The following is a 21,854-nucleotide window of genomic DNA, read 5'->3' on the forward strand; positions in this document are numbered from 1 at the left end:
CGGTTCCCCGCCCGGCGCACCGAGCAGTCGGAATTCGGAAAGCAGTCGGCCCCGGCCATCGCGCGGTCGCCGGGGCCGACTGTTGCCGGGTCCGGCCCGGCACCGGGCTGCACGGCGGTGTCGGCAGTGACGCGGCGGTGCCGGCCGGTCCCGTCCTTCCGTGAGCGGACGACCTGCCGCACCCGGCACGGATGGCGGCCTGGCATCATCGAGGGCATGGTCGAGAGAATCGTCGCGGCGTGTGACGGAGCAGCAAAAGGGAATCCCGGGCCGGCAGCCTGGGCCTTCGTGGTCGCGGACGGCACCGGGGCTCCGCAGCGCTGGCAGGCCGGTCCGCTCGGGCACAGCACCAACAATGTCGGCGAGCTGACCGCGCTGGAGCAGTTGCTGGCCGCGACGGACCACACCACTGCTCTGGAGGTCCGCCTCGACAGCACCTACACCCGCGACGCGGTGACGAAGTGGCTGAAGGGGTGGAAGCGCAACGGCTGGAAGACCGCCGCCGGTAAGCCGGTGGCCAACCGCGAGCTGATCCAGCGCATCGACGCCCTCCTGGAGGGGAGGGACGTCACCTTCGTGTATGTCCCGGCCCACCAGGTGAACGGCGATCCGCTGAACGCGATCGCCGACAAGGCCGCCAGCGACGCCGCCCGCACCCAGCAGGCCGCCGGCGGCACCGCGGCCGACCTGCCCGTACCCGACCCGGTCCGGGCCTCCCCGGCGCGCGGCGACCGCCCCGCGGCCTCGCCCGCGCGGAAGCGGAGTTCCTCGGGCGGCTCGCGGACGCTGTCCGCACGGTTCCCCGGAACCTGCCCGTGTGCCCGTCCCTACGCCAAGGGCGACAAGATCACGAAGGTCGGCCAGAGCTGGGGACATCCTCAGTGCGCGGACGCGCAGACCTGAGGCGGACGCGCAGACCTGAGAGTGAAGAGCGGGCACCGCGCGACGGTGGCCCGGCACCTGCCGGGCCACCGTCGTCGTACGGTGATCCGCCCCGACGGATCGCACGCCATGCCGAGCGCCCTCGGCCGTATGCTCCCGGGCATCCGGGGTGGGTCAGGCGTTGAGTGTGGTGATGTTCCGCGGTCGTGACGGGCGGTCATTCCGTTGCCGTGAGGGTCGGGTGGCGGCGCTGCCAGAAGGGGTGGTCGTACCAGCGCTGCTCCAGCGCGTACACCGCAAGGTGATTGCGCCGGTACGCCGCGAGCAGGGCCGCTACGTCGGTGCGGTAGGAGGACAGGGCACCGTCGTCGCCCGCCAGGTGCCGGTTCAGGGCGCGGGCGCCCGCCATGCCGGTGTAGAGGGCCGTGAGGATGCCTTGCGAGGAGATCGGGTCGAAGGCGGTGGCGGCGTCCCCGACGGCGATCCAGCCCTCGCCGACGGGCGAGTCGAGGTGCGCCGAGTGCGCCGGGGCCCGACGGGTCCGGGCCTGTGCGGGCAGCGGATGGGCCTCGGCCCGGGGCGCGATGTGGCTGGTCCGGGCCAGCAGCCGGGTGAAATCGGCGGCGTCGCGTGGCGCCGGTGGAGCGAGGTCGGCGTCGGTGAAGTAGGCCACCAGCCGTCGGCCCTCGGGCAGGAGGGTGGTGTACCACCAGCCGTCCTCGGTGGCCTCGACCAGTGACGACTGTTCGCCCGGCCGGCCGGTGGCGGGTGCCAGTTCCAGGCAGCTGGCGACCAGCCGGTCGGTACGCCGGTGGCCGGCCCGGCGGGGTGCGGCGATCGCCCGGCCGCGTCCGCTGGCGTCCACCAGCCACGCGCACCGCACCACCCGCTCGGCCGCCGGCCCCGCCACCCGGCCCCGCACCGATGGCGCACCCCGCAGCGTGACCGTCCAGCCGCCCTCCGGGCGGCGGGCCACCCGGCGGACGGAGGTGCGCTCCGCCATCTCGGCCCCGGCCGCGCGGGCCTCCTCGCGCAGTACCCGGTCGAACCTGCGCCGGTCCAGATGCCAGCCAGGACCGTTGGGATCGCGGATGAAGTCGAGCCGGTCCAGCGCGGGCGAGCCCCAGGACGACAGGTTGGCGTAGCAGGGCAGATGTCCGTCGCTCACCGGCCGGTCGCCGGCGCCGAGGTCGCGCAGCAGGACGCGGGCCGCCGAGGGTAGTGACTCACCGATCTTCGGCGGGCCGGTGCCGGCGTCGGCGAGCAGGACGGAGCGACCGGCGCGGGCCAGGGTCAGCGCGGCGGCCGACCCGGCCGGCCCGCCGCCCACCACGAGTACGTCGAAGCTCCCGCCCTCGTCGGTGCGGCGGCCGGCCGGTCGCGCGGCCATCAGACGTTGTCGCGGAACGGCGAGACCTTGTCGATGAAGCCGGCCGTCACCTCTTCGGCGGTGTAGCCGCTGACGGCGATCGCCTGGTCGACGGCCGCGGCGGCGACCGCAGGGTCGGCGGCGGCGGCCTGCGGCACGTGCAGGGTCACCAGGTTCTGGGTGAGCGGCACGCCGGTCAGGTCGATCGACGGCTGCGACTCCACCTGGATCCGGTCGGGGAAGTCCCTGGCGCCGTCGCGTACTTCGACGATGCCGAGCCGGAACCAGTCGTCGATCATCTGGTTGAGCTGTTGGGTGTTCTGTCCCCGGAGTCCGCGCAGCCAGACGGCCCGCCGCTCGAAGGCCTCGGTGCGCTCCGCCAGCGGCCGGCTCTCGTCCACGACCACGCGGTAGTCGTCCTCGGTGAGCACGTGGTTGGGCACCCGGGCGGGCCAGAAACTCGGCAGGTACGGGTCGTAGCGCGGGCTGAGCGCGAGTTCGTAGCCGGAGCGGCAGCTGGCGGTGTCGGTCTGCCAGGGCACGGCCATCCAGCGGCTGAGGTCGCCGGGGCCCTGGGCGTACAGCGGGCCGTTGACGGACAGCGCCGTCTCGGAGGTGAGCTGGGGCCCGTACGACGGCTCGGGCTGGTCGGACGGACGGTGGCGGATCCGGAACGGCGCCCGGTACATCGACGGGTGGCGGATCGGCCAGGTGACCTCGCAGCCCGGGTGGAAGGCGTCGGCCAGGCAGAAGTCCAGCGCGGCGCGGTCGAGCGCGTCCGGCCGCCCGCCGAGCGGCACGGCGTCGAGGTCCCGGGGCACCGGGATGGCGAGGGACTGGGACCAGTCGTCCGTGAACTCCCCGTCGGCCCAGTACTGGAACATCCGGTACTGGGTCGGGGAGAGCGCCATGTACTGGAGCGCGGTGCGGGGCGGGATGGCCATGCCGTCGCCGTACAGCCAGGGCCACGGCACGGGCGAGCCGCCGTCCCGTCCGAAGTCGCGCAGGGCGTTGAAGACCTGACGGCGCAGGGCCCGGCGGGTGGTGGCGGTGCTGCTGAGCCGGGCGAGCATCTCCGGGGTCGCGAAGTGGCCGAGGCCGTTGTGCCCGTAGTACCCGGCGAAGCCCTGGTTGACCCACTGGTGGTCACAGAAGCGCTGCAGTACCGGCGCGATGTGCCGGGCGAAGGAGACCTTCTCCGGGAACGGCAGTGAACCGTTGCTGACGAACACGTCGTACAGCAGGTCGTACAGGGTGCGGATGCCCTTCAGCGCCGGCGCGTAGTTCGGCGGGCCGACCAGCACCCAGGCCGGGTCCACCGGCAGCTCGCGGCCGCCGACGGTGACGCTCGCGGTGACCGGCCCGTCGGCGATGTCGTCGTGCCAGCCGTCGTTGTTGGCGAAGGTGTTCGCCGGCCTGCCGTCGAAGGAGGCCGACTGGCCGAATCCGCCGAAAACCAGCAGATTCCCGGCCTCGTCGGTGCGCAACTCGCCGAGATAGACCTCCTTCTTCATGAAGGTGCCGCGACGGAAATGGAAATCGGGGCCGGAGATGTTCCGCCCGGAGATGGCGATCTCCCCGGCATCGATGACCAATTCCTTGCGGCGGTCACCGACGATGTCCTTGTTCCGCAGTTCGGAGGGCTTGGCGAGGGCGGAGTCGGGAATGTCCAGCGCGAGCTGGAACTGGTACCAGGCGGACTTCTTGTTCGCCAGGTGCGCGCTCCACCGGAGGTCGGCGTTCTCCGCCGTCAGCTCGGCCACCACTTTGCCCTGCGCGTTGTAGCCGTAGACCCGGAAGCGGGCCGCCTCCCGCTTGACCGCGCCGGTCGAGTCCTTGTAGAAGCCGGGATCCCGTGGCTCGGGATCGGGCACCTCCGGTGCGAGGAAGTATTCCTCGGGCGAGTTTCCGACCCGGGCGATCCCGATCGCGGGGTGGATTGCGGCACGGACGATTTCGTCCAACATGTGATTCGACTCCTCCGGGGACCTGCGGCGTGGGTGCCGACAAGAAGTTCGTCAGCGGAAGAATATGGCGAGCCGGGTCGTATCGGATCAAATGGACACGAACAGTCACTCGGAGGAGTGAACAGGAATCGGGTCCACGTGAAATCGTATGGGCACAGCCGGAAACCCCTCGCCGCTCCGCCGCCGAACTCGATCGTGCGATGCCCGGTCCGGCTGTCCGGCGGGACACGCTGAACGCGAACGGGCGGCGCCGGGTCAGTCGACGGCGCCGCGCTGGGTCAGGCGTACCTCCTCGATGTCGAGCCGCTCCTGTACCTGGCGCAGCACGGTGTCGTCGATGCGGTGCTCGTCGCGGAGTCTGACGACGGCGGCCCGTTTGTGGGCGATGAGGGCGAGGCGGAGGGTGGTGTAGTCCTGCTCGTACCGCACGGCCGGGTGGTCGTCGGTGCCGCGGGCGCGGACGGTCATGAGGTGTTTCTCGTACTCGAGGCGCAGGTCGTCGACGACTTCGGGGCTGGTGCCGAGGTCGGCGGCGACCTGCGGCAGGGCCCTGAGGGCCTCCTCGGTGGCGAGGGTGTCGGCGAGTCGGCGCTCGTCCCGGAGGGCGGTGTCGTGCGGCAGTCGGGCCCAGCGGACCACGGCGGGCAGCACGAGCCCTTGCAGCAGGGTGAGGGCGATGACCCCGCCGGTCACGAAGACGATCATGTCGCGGTCGGGGAACGGCGCACCCGAGTGGAGCCGGCGGGGCACGGCGAGGGCTGCGGCCAGGGAGACGACGCCGCGGAAGCCGCAGAGCCCGCTGACGACGCGGGCGCGGTTGCTGTAGCGCCGCAGCCGCTGCTGGGGACGGCGGTCGAGCGCACGGATCAGGTAGGCGCTGGCGAACAGGAAGGCGAAGCGCACACCGACCAGTACCGCCGTGACGACGACGACCGTGGTCAGGGCGCGCGGCAGGGCGGTGCTGGTGAGGCCGCGGACGGCCGACTGGAGTTCCAGGCCCACCAGGACGAACAGGGCGCCGTTGAGCAGAAAGGTGGCCACCGTCCAGAACGCCTGCGCCTGCAGGCGCATGTCGGCGCGCACCATCCGTGGGCTGGCCTGGCTCACGATCAGCCCGCACACCACGACGGCGACCACACCGGACGCCCCGATCGTCGCGGCGGTCAGGAACGCGGTGAAGGGGGTCAGAAGCATCGTCACCTGCCCTTGCAGCGGGTCCGCCTGGCGGCGGCGCACCCACAGCGCCCCGTACGCGGTGACCGTCCCGATCAGCGCGCCGCCGGCGTAGGCGACCACGAAAAGCCGGCTGACGTGCAGGGTGCCGAGGTGCTGCTGGCCGACCGTGATGCCGACGGCGAGGCCGTAGATGACCAGGGCGGTGCCGTCGTTGATCAGGCTCTCGGCGCGCAGGACGGTGAGGTTGCGGCGGGGCAGCAGCCGGGCGACCACGCCCACCGCCGTCACGTCGGTCGGTGCGACGGTGGCGCCCAGGACCCAGGCCGGCCCGTTGGGCAGCCCCAGGGCGTGCGCGGTGGCGGCAGCGGCGGCGGCCGTGGTGATGACCAGCACGGTGCTCAGCAGGACGATGCCGCGCAGGTTGAAGCGGATCTCCCGCAGGGAGGTGGTCAGGCTCTCCCAGTACAGCAGCACCGGCAGGAACAGCAGCAGCACCACCTCCGGCGGCAGTTGCACCTCCCGCAGTGCCGGGATGAACCCGAGCAGGACGCCGGCGACGAGCAGCAGGACCGGCGGCGCGATCCGGGCGTGCTCGGCCCCGGTCGTGCTCAACAGCACTGCGATGCAGAGCAGCACGACGAGTTCGAGACCGAGCATGGCGGCTCTCCTGGGGCTGGTGGGACGGGCCGGGGCCGGCCCGGCGTCCACAGGGCTTACGTCGGAGTCTGCGGGCTGCGTGCGCGGGAACCTCGTATCTGCGAAGGCCGCGCCGTCGTGCCAGTGCTCCTCGGCTCGTGGCCGAGGCCGGCTCGCGTTGGTACCGGAGGTGGTTCCGGGGCGGTTGTCGGACCGCTCCGCCATCTTGCCGCCATGACGGAATTCGTACTGGTTGCGGGTGCGTGGCTCGGATCGTGGGCGTGGGACGAGGTGGTGCCGGAGTTGCGTGCGGCCGGCCACAACGTCCATCCGTTGACGCTGTCCGGCCTCGCCGACCGACAGGGTGTGCCGGCCGGGCAGCAGACCCATGTGGACGACATCGTCGGGGAGGTCGAACGCCTCGATCTGCGTGGCGTCGTCCTGGTCGGGCACAGCTATTCGGGCATCCCGGTCGGTCAGGCCGCCGAGCGGATCGGCGACCGGCTGGCCCGGGTGGTCTTCGTCGACTCCAACGTCCCGGCCGACGGCGAGTCGTTCGTGTCGGGCCGGCCGGACGGCCGGGCGACGGTGGAGGCGTCGATCGCCGCGAACGGAGGGTTCTGGGCGCCGCTGACCGCGGCCGACTACGTCGGCCAGGGGCTCACCGACGGACAGATCGCCCGGATCGTGGGCAGTTCGACACCGCACCCGGGCGCCACCCTGACCGAGCCCGCGGTGCTGGCGCGGCCGCTCGACGGGCTTCCGGCCACGTACGTCAAGTGCCTGCTCGACGGCGCCGAACCGAACGACGACGTGGCCGAGTTGCTGAACAGTGAGCACTGGCGGCTGGTCGAACTGGACACCGGCCACTGGCCGATGTTCTCCCGGCCGCGTGAGCTGGCGCGGACACTCCTCGACGCGGCCCGGGGGTGACCGGGTTCTGCGTGCTGTGAGTTGTGGCGGGTGCGGTGCTGCCGGGCGACCGGTCAGTGGGTCAGGGCGGGGGCCAGCCGGCGCAGGTCTTCCAGCTGGCGGTCGAGTGTCTGCGCGATGGGCTGTACGGCGACATGGTCGGCACCGGCCCGGTAGTGCGCCCGGATGTGCTCGCCCAGCGTCTGTGGGTCGCCCCAGGGGACGACCGCGTCGATGAGTGCGTCGCTGCCTCCGCTGTCGAAGTCGGAGTCGGAGTAGCCCAGTTCGCGCAGGTTGCCCAGGTAGTTGGGCAGGGCCAGGTAGACCGCTGCGTACTCGCGGGCGGTGGCCCGCGCCCGCTCGGGGTCGGTGTCGACCACCACGGCCTGCTCGGGTGCGAGCAGCGGGCCGGGACCGAGCACCTCCCGGGCCCTGCGGGTGTGTTCGGGCGTGACGAAGTAGGGGTGGGCCCCCTGGGCCCGAGTCGCGGCGAGCTCCAGCATCTTCGGGCGCAGCGCGGCGAGCACCCGCGGCACCCGCCCGGGCAGCGGTGCCGCGAAGGGTGTGGCGTCCATGGCGTCGAGATAGGCCCGCATGGTGGCCACCGGCTTGCCGTAGTCGTGTCCGCGGCTGCTCACCAGCGGTAGGTGGCTGACGCCGAGGCCCAGGACGAAACGGTTCTGCCACGCCTCGGAGAGTGTGTTGGCGCCGTTGGCCGCGGCGGTCGCGTCGCGGCCGTAGATGCTGGCGATACCGGTGGCGATCATCAGGTGGCGGCTCGCGGACAGCAGGACGGCCGCATGGGCCAGTGACTCCTTGCCGGCGGGGACCTCGCCGAACCACAGTGTCCCGTAACCGAGTTCCTCGATGGCCGTGACGGCGCGCCGTTCCTCGTCCGCGGACACCGTGGAGAGCGACGCGAGCCAGACGCCCGTGCGGCCCAGACGCTGTTTCAGGGCGGGCAGGTCCACCGGCGGGGGTGCGGTGCGGTCGGCCATGGCTGCGCTCCTCGCTGTCCTCGTCGTGTCCGGCGACCCGGCGGTAAGACCGGGAGCAGCAGGACCGGGCGGGGTCATTCCACGATGACCGCTGCGCCCTGAGGGCGCACCCCGGGTTCGGACGGTGGCCGTACGGTCCGGGGTGAGCGGGCGGTCAGTGGAGGCCGAAGGCGTCGGCGAGGAGATCGGTCTGGGCGGTCAGCAGCGTGGCCGCGGAGTGCCCCATCCCGGTGTACTGGCCGGAGACTTCGAGGCTGACGGTGCCGTGCAGCTGTGACCAGGCGAGGACGGCGCCGGCCAGTGCGGTGCCCGCAGCGGCAAGGTCCGCCGCCGGCAGGTGGCCGGCGACCCAGGCGGCGACCGGGGCGTCACGCTCGGCCCAGCTGCGCATCTCGGCGATCACGGGGCCCACCGGCGGGGTCGGGCGGCCGGTGGCGAAGACGGTGAGGAACGGGCCGAGGGCGGCGCGGGCGTGCTCCAGGGTCTGCGGGGGAGCGGTGTAGCCGGGCACCGGGGTGCCCTCGATCAGCAGGTAGCGGTGGGGCTGGGTGACGGCCCATGCGCGGTAGGTCTCGGCCAGCAGGTGCAGGGCGGCGCGCGGGCTGCCGGTGAGGTCGACGGCGGTGAGCGCGGTGGCGATGTCCTCGTACGCGTCGGTGATCAGTGCGCCGAGCAGGTCGTCGCGGCTGGCGAAGTAGCGGTAGAGCGCCGGCCCGGACATCCCCAGCTCTTTGGCGATCTTCACCAGGGCGAGGCCGGAGGCTCCGCTGTCGGCGAGCTGGCGCAGTGCGGCCTGCTTGATCTCGTTGCGGGTCTGCTCCCGGTAGCGCGAGCGCGGGCTGGTCGGGGGTACGGCGTCCACGGTGTCCCTCTCTCCGTTACTGCCACTCACCTTAGCAATGGCCAGTCAGCTCGCTGTTCCGTCTTCCTGTTGCGATGACATCTCGCAACAGTTATAGTCTCTAACACAAGCGATTGAGCATCACTCGCAGGCCCGGCGGCCGTGCGGGACGAGACATCGGGAGACGGACATGAGCGGAACCCAGCAGCAGCTGCACGTCGTACTCGGGGCCGGGCCGGCCGGAAGCACCCTGTCCGGGGAGCTGGCGCGACGCGGCCACGCGGTGCGCCTGGTGGACCGGGCGGGCGACGGGCCCGCGCCCGACGGGGTGGAGCGCCGGGCGGCCGATGTGAGCACCGCCCAGGGGGCGCTCGCCGCCGTCGAAGGCGCGGCCGTGGTGTACCACTGCGTCAACGTCGCCTACCACCTGCAGGTCGAGGTGATGCCGAAGATCCAGCGCGCCGTCCTGGCGGCCGTCGAGGCCGCCGGCGCCCGGCTGGTCGTCCTCGACACCCTCTACCCGTACGGTCCGACCGGCGGGGTTCCGATGACGGAGCAGACGGCCTGGAACGCCACCGGCCGCAAGGGCCGGATGCGCGCCGAGCTGGACGCGATCTACCTCGACGCGCACCGCGCGGGCCGGGCCGGGGTGGTCCTGGGGCGCTCGGCGGACTTCGTCGGCCCCGGTGTGGTCAACTCCACCCTCGGCGGTGCGGTCTTCCCCGGGGCGCTGACCGGCGGCGAGGTGCTGGGCCTGGGCGACCTGGACCTGCCGCACAGCTACACCGACATCCGCGACGTGGCCGCCGGTCTCGCCACGCTCGGCGAGCACCCCGAGGCGGACGGCCGGGTCTGGCACCTCCCCACCGCCCCCGCCCGCACCACCCGGGAGATCCACGCGCTGATCGCCGACCGGGTCGGTACCCCGCTCACGGTGGTCGTGCTGGACGAGGCCCGGCCCTTCGGCCCGTTCGACGAGGTCTTCATGCGCGAGTTCGCGGAGATGTTCTACCAGTACACCGAGTCCCAGGTGATGGACAGCGCCGACATCCAGCGCGTCCTCGGCCTCGCCCCGGTCCCGCTGGAGCGGACCCTCGACGACACCGTCGCCTGGTACCGGGAGTGGCTCGCCGCCCGGGCGGCCGCCTGAGCACGCCGCACCCGAGCTCAGCGATCCTCGACGGGTGCCCGGTTCAGGGGCCGGGTGCCAGCTCCCGGACGTAGTCGACGTCGGCCAGCGGGCCGCGCAGGACTGCCCGGGGGACGTCCAGGAGGTCGGTCAGCTCCTCCACCTGCGGCAGCAGGCGCCGACAGGTCTCGTTGAGCCGGTCGGGGAGGGCGAGCACCTCGGCCGGGGTCAGCAGCCCATGGGCGAGATACCAGGCCGCGTGGGCCGAGATCTCCTCCAGGCAGCTGAGCCGGTACAGGTCCCGGAGCACGGGTGCCTCTCCGGACGGGTGGTCCGGCCGCCACTGCTCCCGGAGGATCTCGGCCGTGGTGCGGGCGGCGTGGGCTTCGGCGAGCTGCTGTGCCAGGTCGGTCAGGTCGTTCCAGGCCGTGAAGCGGTCGGTGCCAACCGCCTCGGCGGCCCGCAGCCCGGCGGTGAGCCGGTCGTGCAGCATCCGCTCCCTGGTGCGGAACAGACCGCACCAGTCGGGGAAGTGCTGGGAGTCGGTGCCGGGGCGCGGCGGGCTCTCCGGTGGCAGGTAGTCGGCGCCGGTGGCCATCGACCAGGCCGCCGACGTTGATCAGCTCCGCGTCACGCCCCCGGTAGGCGATCGTGCCGTCCTCGTCGCGGGAGGCCAGGTCGCCGGTGCGCAGCCAGCCGTCGGTGGTGAACGCGGCGCGGGTCAGCTCGGGGTCGCCCAGGTAGCCGCGGAACATGTGCGGTCCCCGGTACTGGAGTTCACCGGTCTCGTGGGGTGGGCACGGGACACCGTTCCGGTCGACGATCCGCGCGCTGCCGGTGGTCAGCGGCCGCCCGATGCTCCGGGCCGCGAGCTCGGGCGGGTCGTCGGGAGCGGTGACGGTGCCGGCCCCCAGCTCGGACATGCCCCACTGGACGACGGTCCTCGCGCCGACGAGCCGGCGCAGGGCGGTCACCAGGGAGCCCGGTACCGCCGCGCCGCCGGTGCGCACCTCGCGCAGCCGGAACGGGGCGCCCGGCCCGAACCGTTCCACCAGGTCGCGCAGTTGGGCCGGGACCGCGAACAGCACGGTAGCGCCGGTGCGCCCGGCGAGCTCCCGGAGGCCGTCGGCGTCCCAGCGGGGGAGCAGGGCCTGCCGACTGCCGGTCAGCAGGCACAGGTGCACCGACAGCAGACCGAAGAGGTGGGTGAACGGGCCGGCGCTCACCAGGGTGTCGCCACCGGGCAGTCGGCCGTCCCGGGCGACGGCCGCAGCGTTGGACAGCAGGCCGCCGTGCGAGTGGATGCAGATCTTCGGGCGGCTGGTCGTGGTGCCGGAGGACGGCACCACGACGAACGGCATGTCAGGCGTCACCCGTACCGGCTGAGGCCGGGCGCCCCGGCGGTCGCGGACGAGCTCCGCGAACGAGCGGACACCGCCCGGCTCGGTACGGGGCGCCGCGACAACGTCCGCCGGGGTCGGCGTGGTTGCCTCGTCCCCGACGAGCAGGACGTGTTCGAGCGGGTCGAGGTCGACCAGCAGCCGTCGTCCGAGCGTCTCCCCGTCCGCGCCGCGGTACCGGGCGGGCCGGATCAGTGTGTGCGCCCGGGCCCGCTCCAGGAGGGAGCGCACCTCCCGTTCGCCGTGGGCCAGGTGCAGGGGCAGCAGCACCGCGCCGATCCCGGCGACGGCCACATGGGCGACCAGGAACTCCCACGAGTTCGGCAACTGGACGGCGACCACGTCGCCGGCACCCGTCCCGAGGTCCTGGAGGCCCCGGGCGAGTGCCTCGGAGTCGCGCTGCCACTGCGACCAGGACCGCGCCCCGGTCGCGTCGAGGACGGCGGGGGCGTCACCGAAGGCTTCGACGGCCGCCGCGAAGAGCTCGGGCAGGGTGCGCAATAGCCCGGCAGGGCAGCTGTCTTGATGGTCCGTCAGATAGTCATGGACGGAGACAGCCATCCGTGCCCCCCGGGATTGGCTCCGCGCCGGTGTCCGCCCCGCGCGGGCTCTTACGGGCGCGGAGCAGGCTGCCGTCCAGCGGCAGGTCCGAGACCGTGAGCAGTTCGAACCCGGCCTCGGCCAGCAGCCTGCGGTAGTGCCCGGCGGTCCGCTCCCGGCCCCCGACGTTGCAGAGCATGTGCAGGTCCCAGGCCACGGCCAGCGACGGTGCGCCGTCCTCCGGCAGCAGGCGTTCCACGATCAGCAGTCCGGCGTGGTCGGGCATGGCCCGCGCGCACTGCCGCAGGATCGCCAGGCTCTGTTCGTCGTCCCAGTCGTGCAGGACCCGGGAGAGCAGGTAGACGTCCCCGCCCTCGGGGACGGTACGGGTGAAGTCCCCGACCACGAACTCGCACCGGTCGGCGCACCCGGCCTCGGCCAGCTTGCGGCGGGCGGCGTCCACCACGTGGGCGCGCTCGAACAGCACACCGCGCAGGTGCGGGGCCCGGCGGAGGATCCGGCCGAGCAGTTCGCCGTTGCCGCCGCCGACGTCCACCACCAGCTCGGCCGTCGAGAAGTCGGCGCACTCGGCCACCGGCTCGAACATCGGTGCGCCGGCGGCCATCGCGCGGTCGAAGAGCTCCGCCAGTTCGGGGTGGTCGGCGAAGTGGTCGAAGTGGCCCTTCCCGAAGAGGTGTTGGAACGCCTCCTGTCCGGTGCGCACGGAGTGGCCCAGCTCGCCGAAGGACCGGTAGAACGGCCCCCCGTAGAGCAGGGCCAGCGGGCGGAGCGAGTGGTGGACGTCGCGCCGGAGCAGCCGGCCCGGCTCGGTCAGCGCGAAGGATTCCCCGGCCCGGGTGAGGAGGCCCAGGGATTCGAGGTAGCGCAGCAGGCGCCGCAGGCTCTGCGGATCGGTCCCGGTGCGGTCCGCCAGCACCTCGACCGGGGGAACGGCGGCGGCGGGTTCACGCCCCGGTGCCGGCAGGTGCTCGGCCAGCTCCAACTCCGCTGCCACCGCGATCGCCTGGGTGGTCCAGGCACCCGTCATCAGCTCCAGCAGGTGCCTGGCCGGGTCCTGCGGCAGGTCCTTCGGCTGGTCCTGCGGCCGGTGGGTGCCGTGCTCGGCGAGCACAGCGGGGTGGTGGCCCCGGGCGTGGAGTTCCAGGCGCCGGAGCCAGTGGCGGTCCGATGCGCCGTCCGTTGTGCCGTTCGTGGCAGCCGGGTTGCCGCCGGTGTTGCGGAAGTACAGGACGGTGCCGTCCTCATGGGGGTTGTGGCCCCCGCCGTCGGCGGCCAGGCCGCCCCGGCCGGTCAGTACGGAGCGCAGGCCGGTCAGGACCACGCTGTCCGGAGCGTCGACCTCCAGCGCCAGGTGGGACTCATGGCGCTCGCTGCGCTCGCGGGCGACGATCTCCCGGAGCTCCGAACCCGGCGGTACGACCAGGGCGAACACCTCGATCTCGGGTCGGCCGCCGTCCGCCCCGGGCACCGGAGCGCGCAGGATGGCGACGTCCAGGGCGCCGTCGGGCAGACCGTGACGACGGGTCAGGCGATCACGGACCACGGTGCTCGGCACCGGCTCGCGGGCTGTCAGACCGAGCGTGCCGAGGTCGTGGCGGAGTTCGGCGAGCGAGGGCGGGAACACCAGGACGGCCACGTGGGCCAGCGAGCAGTGCGACCGCAGGGACCGCCGCTCCTGCGGGGTGAGCTCGGGCAGCAGTTCCGCGAGCACCGACCCGATGCCGTTGTTGCGGATGAAGCCGACGGCCCTGCCGATCAGTTCGTGATCCGCCGGGTGGAGCCGAGCCTCGCTCGTGTGCCAGACATTCACGTGCTGACTCCTCCGATCGGGCGGCAGAACGAGGACTTCCCCTGATCCGGGCCGTGACCCGGCAGCGTGGGCCCGATCGGGCTGTGCCACTCCGCCGGAACCAACCCGCTGATCCGCCGCGGGCGTTCGTGGTCAAGGCTAGCCCGCCTCCGATCCGTTCGTGCCTGTTCGATGAAGTCGGTTGCGGGTGAGCGCGGTTCGCGCTCGTGTGCGTGCCACCGATGCCACCCGATGGGAACTGGCACCCGGTCAGCAGTGCGGGCGGAGCTCCCGGCGGACCGTCTCCGGGCCGGGCTCAACCCGGCTGTTGGTCGAGGACGTTGCGGATGCGGGTGGCGACATGGAGGTTGAGGCGGGTCCCGGCATCGCCGAGGTCGTGGCCGGTGATCTCGCGGATGCGCTGGAGGCGGTACCGCAGGGTGCTCCGGTGGATGCGGAGGGTCTCGGAGGCCGCGTCGTAGCTGCCGCCGCTCTCGAGGTAGTGGGAGAGCGTGGTGACCAACTCGGTGTGGTGGCGGGCGTCGTAGTCCAGCAGGGCGCCGAGCCACTCCCCGACGAAGCGGTCGGCTTCCCGTTCACCGTCACCGGTGCCCATCATGCGGTAGAGGCCGAGCTCCTCGAAGTCGGTGCTGCCGTGCGGGTCCTGGGATCTGCGGCGGACGGTCAGGGCACGGGTGGCCTCGTCGTAGGAGTGCGGGAGGTCGGCGGGGCAGTCGCAGCGGCCACCCACTCCGACGGCCCCGGCCGCGCTGCCGAGTTCCTCGGAGACGGCTCGGTACAGGGCGGCTCCGGAGTCCAGGCCCGCCACCAGCGCGATCGTGGTGTCCCGGCGGGAGCCGACGAGCACGTCCAGCCGCAGCTGCCCGGCTGCCCGGGTGACGGCGTGTCCGAGGGCCGCCTGGCCGGCCGGTCCCGGCCACTGGAGCACGGCGACGCGGTGCGGCCGGTGCAGGTCGTGGCCGAAGGCGGCGGCGTGGGTGAAGGCGTCCTCGGTGGCCTGGCCCGAGATCAGCTTCTCGACGAGGTCGCGGCGCAGCTGCGGCTCCAGCTCGGCGAGTTTCTGCTGGTGGGCGAGGACCGGTGCCAGGACGAGGCCGGTCCGTTCGAGGGCCGAGGTGTCCGTCCGGTCCGCGCGCCGGTCCGGGTCGACCAGGGCGACCAGGCCGAGCAGGTCGTCGCCCATCGCGATGGGGGCGACCAGCCGGTCCCGTTCGCGGGCGGCGCCGGGCTGCTGCCGGGCGCGGTGCAACAGCTCGTTCCGGGGGCCGGAATCGGACCGGGGGCGGTCCGGGGGCTGGCCGGGGCCGGCCCAGACCCGCAGGTTGCCGAAGCGGTCCTCGGTCAGCGCCGGGAGACCGGTGTGTTCGTGGAGCGTCTGGACGATGTCCTCCTCGCCCCGGCCGGAGGCCGCCGCCCGGGAGAGCGCCTCGTGGTAGGCACTCTCGCGCTCCAAGGCGGAGACGGTGGCGCCGAGGTCGGCCGCGCGCCGGATCTCCGCGCTCCGCAGCCGCTCGTGCTCCGCGGCGCGGGCGCGGTCCCTGCGGGCCAGGGCGAGGTTCGCCAGCGCGACAGCGGCCTGCCGGGCGAGCAGGTCGGCCAGGGCGATCTCCTCGTCGGTGGGCACGGTGCGGGCCCGGACGACGAGGTAGCCGAGGCAGCGGCCGTGGTGGCGCAGCGCGAGGGCCCGCAGCCAGGGATCGGCGGGGTCGAGGCGCCGGCTGCGGCCGTGCAGGGCGGCGATCCGCCGGTCCAGGTGGGCGCCGACCGCCGGGAGCTCCGAAGGCGGTGCGCCGTTGGCGGACCCGCCCGGCGGCGGGCGCCGGTGCGGCCGGCCGTCGTGCAGGAGGTAGGCCGCTGCCGCCGTGAACGGGCCGAGTGCGGCGATCGCGTCCAGGGCGGCCCACAGCACCTCGCGCTCGTCGGCGCCGTCGAGCATCTCCGTGGTGCGGCGCAGCAGGGTGTGCAAGGCCGCCTCCGGTAGCCCGGTCGGGTGCGGGGCGAAGGCCGCGGTCCTGAAGGGGACAGCGCTCATGGGAGCTCCCTCCGGGGCTCGTCGAGCGGCCCCCGACTGTCACGCGCCCCGAGCATCACGCGCCCCCGACTGTCACGCTACGCCGTCCGGTGCGGGGCCTCACCGGCAGGCCGCCGTCGCGCTGCCCGTCCGCCCTGCCCGTCCTCGCGGACCGGGGGACCGTTCCAGGTTGGTCCCGCCGGGGCGAGGTGTCGCGCGGGGCGCGGCGCGAGGCTTGCGGCAGGTGTGGCTGTGGGCCCGAGCGGGTGTGTGCCCGGGCGGAGGTCGCGCGCCCGGGCGGGCGGGTGGTGTCGGCGGCCGCGCCGTCCGGTCCGCGGCACGACGGAGGAGATTCTCATGGCGAAGGCAGTCGGTATCGACCTGGGTACCACCAACTCGGTCATCGCGGTCTGGGAGGGCGGAGAGCCCGCCGTGATCCCGAACGCCGAGGGGGCCAGGACCACGCCCTCGGTGGTGGCCTTCTCCGAGACCGGTGAGCGGCTGGTGGGCCAGTTGGCCCGGCGGCAGGCGATTCTCAACCCCAAGGGCACCATCACCTCCGCCAAGCGGTTCATCGGCCGTCGCTACGACGAGGTCTCCGACGAGGCCAAGGCTGTCTCCTTCGACGTGGTGGAGGGTCCGGGCGGGGTGGCCCGCTTCGAGGTGCGGGGCAAGCAGTACGCGCCCGAGGAGATCAGTGCGCAGGTGTTGCGCAAGCTCGCCGAGGACGCCGGGAGGTCGCTCGGCGAGCGGGTGACCGAGGCCGTCGTCACGGTGCCCGCGTACTTCAACGACGCGCAGCGGCAGGCGACCAAGGACGCGGGCAAGATCGCCGGCCTCGAGGTGCTGCGGATCATCAACGAGCCGACCGCGGCGGCCCTGGCGTACGGGCTGGACAAGAAGGGCCACGAGACCGTCCTGGTCTTCGACCTCGGCGGCGGTACGTTCGACGTCAGCATCCTGGACGTCGGCGACGGCGTGGTGGAGGTCCGCTCCACGGCGGGCGACTCGCACCTGGGCGGTGACGACTTCGACCGCCGGCTGGTCGACCACCTGGCGGACGGCTTCCAGCAGACCGAGGGCATCGACCTCCGCAAGGACCCGCAGGCCCTGCAGCGGCTGTTCGAGGCGGCCGAGAAGGCCAAGACCGAGCTGAGTTCGGTCACCCAGACCCAGGTGAGCCTGCCGTTCGTCACTGCGGACGCCTCCGGTCCCAAGCACCTCACCGAGACCGTCCGCCGGTCCACCTTCGAGCAGATCACCGCCGACCTGGTCGAGCGCTGCCTGGGCCCGGTGAAGCAGGCGATGGGCGACGCGAAGGTCACCGACAACGATATCGACGAGGTCATCCTGGTCGGCGGCTCCACCCGGATCCCGGCGGTGCAGGCACTGGTGCGGCGCCTGACCGGCGGCAAGGACCCCAACATGAGCGTCAATCCGGACGAGGTGGTGGCGTTGGGCGCCGCCGTCCAGGCCGGGGTGCTCAAGGGCGAGGTCAAGGACGTGCTGCTGCTCGACGTCACCCCGCTCTCGCTGGGCGTGGAGACCGCGGGCGGCGTGATGACCAGGATCATCGAACGGAACACCACCATCCCCGCCCGGCGCTCCGAGACCTTCTCCACGGCCGAGGACAACCAGCCGGCCGTGGACATCGTGGTGCTCCAGGGCGAACGCGAACTGGCCGCCGACAACCGGGTGCTGGGCCGCTTCCGGCTGGAGAACCTCAGGCCCGCGCCGCGCGGGCAGACCCGGATCGAGGTCACCTTCGACATCGACGCCAACGGCATCCTCAAGGTCGGCGCCAAGGACAAGGACACCGGCGCCGAACAGTCGATCACCATCAGCGAGGGCTCCAACCTCGACCCGGCCGAGGTCGAGCGGATGATCGCCGAGGCCGAGCGCAACCGCAGCTCCGACCAGGCGCTGCGCGAGGCGGTGGACGCCCGCAACGAGCTGGACGCGGCCGCCTACCGGGTCGAACGGCGACTGGGCGAGCTCGGTGACGCCGCCCCGCAGCACGAGCGCGCCCGCGCCGAGCTGCTGATCGAGGAGGCCCGCACCGCCGTCCGGGAGGAGGCGCCGGTGGACCGCGCCCGCAGCCTCGGCTCCGAGCTCCAGCAGATCTTCGCCGCGCTCGCCGCCCGCTCCGCCGGACCGGCCGGGCCCGGGACCCAGCCGGGGACGGAGCCGGGCGGAGGCCCGTCCGGCGGGCCCTCGGGCGGCGACGACGACGTCATCGACGCCGATTTCGACCGGAACTGAGGCGGTGTCATGTCGGTTCACGACCAGGCCCCCACACCCGAGGACGCGCCGCCGCCGGAGCCCGCGAACACCGAGGCGCCCGTACCGCAGAGCCCGCCGGCCGCCGATGCCGAGGAGCTGACGGACCGCTGGCGACGCGCCCTCGCCGACCTGGACAACCTCCGCAAGCGCCACGCCCGCGAACGGCCCCGCGAACTGGAGGCCGAGCGGGCCAGGGTCGCCGCCGCCTGGCTCCCGGTGCTCGACAACCTCGAACTGGCCCTCGCCCACGCGGGTGCCGACCCCGGGGCGATCGTCCAGGGGGTCCAGGCGGTCCGGGACCAGGCGGTCGAGGTGCTGAGGGGCCTCGGCTACCCGCGCCACGAGGAGACCGGCGTCCCCTTCGATCCGGCGCTGCACGACGTGGTCACCGTGGTCGACGACCCGGACAGCGCTCCGGGCACCGTCGTCCGGGTGCTGCGCCCCGGCTACGGCGCAGCCCCCGGACGCCAGCTGCGCCCGGCGGCGGTGGCGGTCAGCCGCAAGCAGGAGTGAGAGCCCCATGGCACGCGACTACTACGAGGTGCTGGGCGTCCCGCGGACCGCCGACGCGGCCGAGATCCAGCAGGCGTTCCGCACCCTGGCCCGTCGCCACCACCCGGACGTCAACCGCGATCCCGCCGCCGAGGAGCGCTTCAAGGAGATCAACGAGGCGTACGGCGTGCTCTCCGACCCCGACACCCGCAGGCGCTACGACCGCTTCGGCAGTGACTTCCGCCAGGTACCCGAGGACTACGACGAACGGGTCGCCGCCGCCCAGGGCTTCGGCCGAGGGGGTGCCCACCGGAGCGATCCGTTCGCCGGGCGCCGGGGGGCCGGCGTGGGCGGCGGACGGGTCTGGACGACGGAAGGCGACTTCGGCGCCTCCGGCGTCGACTTCGAGGACCTCTTCGGCGGGATGTTCGGGAGCCGGGCGGGCCGGGGCGGGGCGGTCCCCGGCGCCGACCAGGAGGCCGAACTCACGCTCACCGTGGAGGAGGCCCACCGCGGCGGCCGACGGAGGATCACCCTCGGCGGGCCCGGCGGGGAGCGCGGCTACGACGTGAACGTCCCGGCCGGTGTGGTCGACGGCCAGCGGATCCGGCTCGCCGGGGAGGGCGGCCGCGGCCGTGGTCCGGGCTCCGCCGGTGACCTCTACCTGGTGGTCCGGATCGCCCCGCACCCCCACTACCGCCTCGCGGGCCGCGACGTCCACGTCGACCTGCCCGTCACCCCCTGGGAGGCCGTGCTCGGGGCGAGCGTCCCGGTCACCGGACCGGGCGGCACCGCCAAGGTCCACGTCCCGCCGGGCACCTCCACCGGCCGTCGGCTGCGGCTGCGCGGCGAGGGGATGCCCAACCCCAAGGGCTCCCCGGGCGACCTCTACGCCGAGATCCGGGTGATGGTGCCGCCCTCGCCGAGTCCGCGTGAGCGCGAGCTGTTCGAGGAACTGGCCGCCGTCTCGCCCTTCGACCCGAGGAAGCAGACAGACCCGAGGAAGCAGACATGAGCGCCCAGCAGCGTCCTCTTGCCCACGGCACCGGGCCCTCCACCGCCGGCGCCCGCTACCCGCTGGTGCTGATCCACCGGGCCGGCCCCTACCGGCTGTCCCTGGACGGCGTCGCCCACCGCAGCGGGCTGGGGCCCGACCTGGTCCGCCGCTTCGTCGCCCTCGGGCTGGTCGACGCCGAACGCGACGGCCTCGGACGGCTGTGGTTCCGCTCCGAGGCCCCGCAGGTCATCGCCCGGGTCCAGCGGCTGCGGACCGGACTGTCCCTCAACTACGCCGCCATCGGACTCGTCCTCGACCTGCTCGACCGCATCGACCGGCTGGAGAGCGCGCTGCGCCGCGGCGAGCAGGCCGCCAAGGAGTCGACCCCATGGACATGAACCGCCTCACCCAGAAGTCCCAGGAAGCCCTCCAGGAGGCCCAGAGCATCGCGGTACACCTGGGTCAGAACGAGGTCGACGGCGAACACCTGCTGCTGGCGCTGCTCGACCAGCAGGACGGCCTGACGGCCCGGCTGCTCGACCAGGCCGGTGCCGACACGGCCGCGCTGCGCACGGCCGTCGAGGCCGACCTCGCCACGCGCCCGCGCACCACCGGGCCGGGCGCCGCACCCGGCCAGGTGATGGTCACCCAGCGCCTCGCCCGGGTCCTCAACTCGGCGGAGCAGGAGGCCAGGCGGCTCAAGGACGAGTACGTCTCGACCGAGCACCTGGTGCTCGCCCTGGTGGACGAGGGCCCGGCCACCGCCGCCGGCCGCCGGCTGGCCGGGCAGGGGATCACCAAGGACGCCTTCCTGACCGCCCTCACCCGGGTGCGCGGCAACCAGCGGGTCACCTCCGCCACCCCGGAGGCCGCCTACGAGGCACTGGAGAAGTACGGCCGCGACCTGGTGGTGGAGGCCCGCACCGGCCGCCTCGACCCGGTGATCGGCCGGGACTCCGAGATCCGCCGGGTGATCCAGATCCTCAGCCGCAAGACCAAGAACAACCCCGTGCTGATCGGCGAACCCGGTGTCGGCAAGACCGCGATCGTCGAGGGCCTGGCCCAGCGGATCGTGCGCGGCGACGTCCCCGAAGGGCTGCGGGACAAGACCGTTTTCTCCCTCGACATGGGCTCGCTGGTGGCCGGCGCCAAGTACCGCGGCGAGTTCGAGGAACGCCTCAAGGCCGTGCTGGCCGAGGTCAAGGGAGCCGAGGGCCGGATCCTGCTCTTCGTGGACGAGCTGCACACCGTGGTCGGCGCGGGCGCGGCCGAGGGCGCCATGGACGCGGGCAACATGCTCAAACCGATGCTGGCCCGCGGCGAGCTGCACATGATCGGCGCCACCACCGTGGACGAGTACCGCAAGCACGTCGAGTCCGACGCGGCCCTCGAACGCCGGTTCCAGACCGTCCTGGTGGACGAGCCGACCGTCGAGGACACGATCTCCATCCTGCGCGGCCTGCGCGAGCGCCTGGAGGTCTTCCACGGCGTCAAGATCCAGGACGGCGCGCTGGTCGCCGCCGCCACCCTCAGCCACCGCTACATCAGCGACCGCTTCCTGCCCGACAAGGCCATCGACCTGGTGGACGAAGCCTGCGCACGGCTGCGCACCGAGATCGACTCGATGCCCGCCGAACTCGACGAACTCACCCGCCGGGCCACCCGGTTGGAGATCGAGGAGGCGGCCCTCGCCCAGGAGACCGACCCGGCCAGCCTCGCCCGGCTGGAGGACCTCCGCCGCGAACTCGCCGACCTGCGCGGCGAGGCGGACGCCAAACACGCCCAGTGGGACGCCGAACGCCAGGCCATCCGCCGGGTCCAGGAGCTGCGCCAGGAACTCGAACACGCCCGGCAGCAGGCCGAGGAGGCCGAACGCTCCTACGACCTCAACCGCGCCGCCCAGCTGCGCTACGGCACCATCGGCGGACTGGAGCGCCGACTCGGCGCCGAGGAGGAGCAACTCGCCGCCAAGCAGGGCGATAACCGGCTGCTGCGCGAGGTCGTCACGGCGGACGAGATCGCCGAGATCGTCTCGGCCTGGACCGGCATCCCCGTCACCCGGCTCCAGGAGGGCGAACGGCAGAAGCTGCTCCGCCTGGACGAGATCCTGCGCGAGCGGGTCATCGGCCAGGACGAGGCCGTCCGACTGGTCGCCGACGCGGTCATCCGGGCCCGCTCGGGTGTCCGCGACCCGCGCCGGCCGATCGGCTCGTTCATCTTCCTGGGCCCCACCGGCGTCGGCAAGACCGAACTCGCCAAGACCCTCGCCGCCGCGCTGTTCGACAGCGAGAGCAACATGATCCGCCTCGACATGAGCGAGTACCAGGAGAAGCACACCGTCAGCCGCCTGGTCGGCGCACCCCCCGGATACGTCGGCTACGAGGAGGGCG

General features: G+C 73.2%; 16 protein-coding genes and 1 pseudogene. 8 read left to right on the forward strand and 9 right to left on the reverse strand.

Features of this window, described 5'->3' with window-relative positions:
• Positions 1 to 216: 216 nt before the first annotated feature.
• Entirely contained in the window at positions 217 to 903 is a 687-nt protein-coding gene (locus UK12_RS27720; RefSeq protein WP_197085219.1) for a ribonuclease H family protein, read from the forward strand.
• 196 nt (positions 904 to 1,099) lie between these two features.
• On the opposite strand, the gene UK12_RS27725 is transcribed toward UK12_RS27720, so the two are convergent.
• From UK12_RS27725 to UK12_RS27735, 3 genes are all read right to left on the reverse strand, one after another.
• The gene (locus UK12_RS27725; RefSeq protein ID WP_045305914.1) at positions 1,100 to 2,272 is read right to left on the reverse strand and encodes a tryptophan 7-halogenase; all 1,173 of its coding nucleotides are present in this window, start codon (positions 2,270 to 2,272) and stop codon (positions 1,100 to 1,102) included.
• A complete protein-coding gene (locus UK12_RS27730) occupies positions 2,272 to 4,218 on the reverse strand; it encodes a LodA/GoxA family CTQ-dependent oxidase (RefSeq protein WP_045305915.1) in 1,947 nt (648 codons plus the stop codon). Before UK12_RS27730 ends, UK12_RS27725 begins: the two co-directional genes overlap by 1 nt.
• A gap of 255 nt (positions 4,219 to 4,473) precedes the next feature.
• Positions 4,474 to 6,051 (reverse strand): Na+/H+ antiporter, encoded by a 1,578-nt coding sequence (locus UK12_RS27735; protein ID WP_045305916.1) that lies wholly within the window; start codon positions 6,049 to 6,051, stop codon positions 4,474 to 4,476.
• A 213-nt stretch (positions 6,052 to 6,264) separates the two neighbouring features.
• Between UK12_RS27735 and UK12_RS27740 the strand changes: the two genes are divergently transcribed.
• The gene (locus tag UK12_RS27740) at positions 6,265 to 6,963 is read left to right on the forward strand and encodes an alpha/beta fold hydrolase (protein ID WP_045305917.1); all 699 of its coding nucleotides are present in this window, start codon (positions 6,265 to 6,267) and stop codon (positions 6,961 to 6,963) included.
• 53 nt (positions 6,964 to 7,016) lie between these two features.
• Here the strand turns inward: UK12_RS27740 and UK12_RS27745 are convergent, their stop codons facing one another.
• Both UK12_RS27745 and UK12_RS27750 read right to left on the reverse strand, forming a co-directional pair.
• Positions 7,017 to 7,940 carry a TIGR03620 family F420-dependent LLM class oxidoreductase gene (locus UK12_RS27745; protein ID WP_045305918.1) on the reverse strand — a complete coding sequence of 308 codons (924 nt, stop codon included), beginning with the start codon at positions 7,938 to 7,940 and terminating at the stop codon, positions 7,017 to 7,019.
• 154 nt (positions 7,941 to 8,094) lie between these two features.
• On the reverse strand, positions 8,095 to 8,802 hold the full coding sequence (locus tag UK12_RS27750) for a TetR/AcrR family transcriptional regulator (protein WP_045305919.1): 708 nt from the start codon (positions 8,800 to 8,802) through the stop codon (positions 8,095 to 8,097).
• 169 nt (positions 8,803 to 8,971) lie between these two features.
• Between UK12_RS27750 and UK12_RS27755 the strand changes: the two genes are divergently transcribed.
• Positions 8,972 to 9,931 carry an NAD-dependent epimerase/dehydratase family protein gene (locus UK12_RS27755; RefSeq protein WP_045305920.1) on the forward strand — a complete coding sequence of 320 codons (960 nt, stop codon included), beginning with the start codon at positions 8,972 to 8,974 and terminating at the stop codon, positions 9,929 to 9,931.
• A gap of 43 nt (positions 9,932 to 9,974) precedes the next feature.
• Here the strand turns inward: UK12_RS27755 and UK12_RS27760 are convergent, their stop codons facing one another.
• The 4 genes and pseudogenes from UK12_RS27760 to UK12_RS27775 all read right to left on the reverse strand — a co-directional run bounded on the left by UK12_RS27760 (position 9,975) and on the right by UK12_RS27775 (position 15,713).
• Complete coding sequence (locus UK12_RS27760) at positions 9,975 to 10,508, reverse strand: acyl-CoA dehydrogenase (protein WP_045305921.1); 534 nt, start codon at positions 10,506 to 10,508, stop codon at positions 9,975 to 9,977.
• A gap of 199 nt (positions 10,509 to 10,707) precedes the next feature.
• Positions 10,708 to 11,871, reverse strand: a pseudogene (locus UK12_RS45170) (class I adenylate-forming enzyme family protein); the annotation flags it as partial.
• On the reverse strand, positions 11,852 to 13,681 hold the full coding sequence (locus UK12_RS43615; RefSeq protein WP_052682197.1) for a methyltransferase: 1,830 nt from the start codon (positions 13,679 to 13,681) through the stop codon (positions 11,852 to 11,854). The gene UK12_RS43615 and the pseudogene UK12_RS45170, both read right to left, overlap by 20 nt.
• A gap of 295 nt (positions 13,682 to 13,976) precedes the next feature.
• The gene (locus UK12_RS27775) at positions 13,977 to 15,713 is read right to left on the reverse strand and encodes a PucR family transcriptional regulator (RefSeq protein WP_045305923.1); all 1,737 of its coding nucleotides are present in this window, start codon (positions 15,711 to 15,713) and stop codon (positions 13,977 to 13,979) included.
• A 336-nt stretch (positions 15,714 to 16,049) separates the two neighbouring features.
• Between UK12_RS27775 and dnaK the strand changes: the two genes are divergently transcribed.
• From dnaK to UK12_RS27800, 5 genes are all read left to right on the forward strand, one after another.
• On the forward strand, positions 16,050 to 17,954 hold the full coding sequence (gene dnaK / locus UK12_RS27780) for a molecular chaperone DnaK (protein WP_045305924.1): 1,905 nt from the start codon (positions 16,050 to 16,052) through the stop codon (positions 17,952 to 17,954).
• A gap of 9 nt (positions 17,955 to 17,963) precedes the next feature.
• Positions 17,964 to 18,488, forward strand: a complete 525-nt coding sequence (locus tag UK12_RS27785) for a nucleotide exchange factor GrpE (protein ID WP_045305925.1) — start codon at positions 17,964 to 17,966, stop codon at positions 18,486 to 18,488.
• Between the two features lie 7 nt (positions 18,489 to 18,495).
• Complete coding sequence (locus tag UK12_RS27790; protein ID WP_045305926.1) at positions 18,496 to 19,482, forward strand: DnaJ C-terminal domain-containing protein; 987 nt, start codon at positions 18,496 to 18,498, stop codon at positions 19,480 to 19,482.
• A complete protein-coding gene (locus tag UK12_RS27795) occupies positions 19,479 to 19,862 on the forward strand; it encodes a chaperone modulator CbpM (protein ID WP_082120005.1) in 384 nt (127 codons plus the stop codon). The genes UK12_RS27790 and UK12_RS27795 overlap by 4 nt, the downstream gene beginning before the upstream one ends.
• On the forward strand, positions 19,853 to 21,854 hold a 2,002-nt coding region (locus UK12_RS27800; protein ID WP_045305927.1), incomplete at its 3' end, for an ATP-dependent Clp protease ATP-binding subunit. The genes UK12_RS27795 and UK12_RS27800, both read left to right, overlap by 10 nt.

The sequence above is a fragment of the Saccharothrix sp. ST-888 genome (assembly GCF_000955975.1).
Taxonomy (GTDB): domain Bacteria; phylum Actinomycetota; class Actinomycetes; order Streptomycetales; family Streptomycetaceae; genus Kitasatospora.

Bases quoted from the DNA above. Each gene is read 5' to 3' on its own strand.
- UK12_RS27720 (WP_197085219.1), top strand. From the start codon at position 217: ATGGTCGAGAGAATCGTCGCGGCGTGTGACGGAGCAGCAAAAGGGAAT.
- UK12_RS27725 (WP_045305914.1), bottom strand. From the start codon at position 2,272: ATGGCCGCGCGACCGGCCGGCCGCCGCACCGACGAGGGCGGGAGCTTC.
- UK12_RS27730 (WP_045305915.1), bottom strand. From the start codon at position 4,218: ATGTTGGACGAAATCGTCCGTGCCGCAATCCACCCCGCGATCGGGATC.
- UK12_RS27735 (WP_045305916.1), bottom strand. From the start codon at position 6,051: ATGCTCGGTCTCGAACTCGTCGTGCTGCTCTGCATCGCAGTGCTGTTG.
- UK12_RS27740 (WP_045305917.1), top strand. From the start codon at position 6,265: ATGACGGAATTCGTACTGGTTGCGGGTGCGTGGCTCGGATCGTGGGCG.
- UK12_RS27745 (WP_045305918.1), bottom strand. From the start codon at position 7,940: ATGGCCGACCGCACCGCACCCCCGCCGGTGGACCTGCCCGCCCTGAAA.
- UK12_RS27755 (WP_045305920.1), top strand. From the start codon at position 8,972: ATGAGCGGAACCCAGCAGCAGCTGCACGTCGTACTCGGGGCCGGGCCG.
- UK12_RS27760 (WP_045305921.1), bottom strand. From the start codon at position 10,508: ATGGCCACCGGCGCCGACTACCTGCCACCGGAGAGCCCGCCGCGCCCC.
- UK12_RS27775 (WP_045305923.1), bottom strand. From the start codon at position 15,713: ATGAGCGCTGTCCCCTTCAGGACCGCGGCCTTCGCCCCGCACCCGACC.
- dnaK (WP_045305924.1), top strand. From the start codon at position 16,050: ATGGCGAAGGCAGTCGGTATCGACCTGGGTACCACCAACTCGGTCATC.
- UK12_RS27785 (WP_045305925.1), top strand. From the start codon at position 17,964: ATGTCGGTTCACGACCAGGCCCCCACACCCGAGGACGCGCCGCCGCCG.
- UK12_RS27790 (WP_045305926.1), top strand. From the start codon at position 18,496: ATGGCACGCGACTACTACGAGGTGCTGGGCGTCCCGCGGACCGCCGAC.
- UK12_RS27795 (WP_082120005.1), top strand. From the start codon at position 19,479: ATGAGCGCCCAGCAGCGTCCTCTTGCCCACGGCACCGGGCCCTCCACC.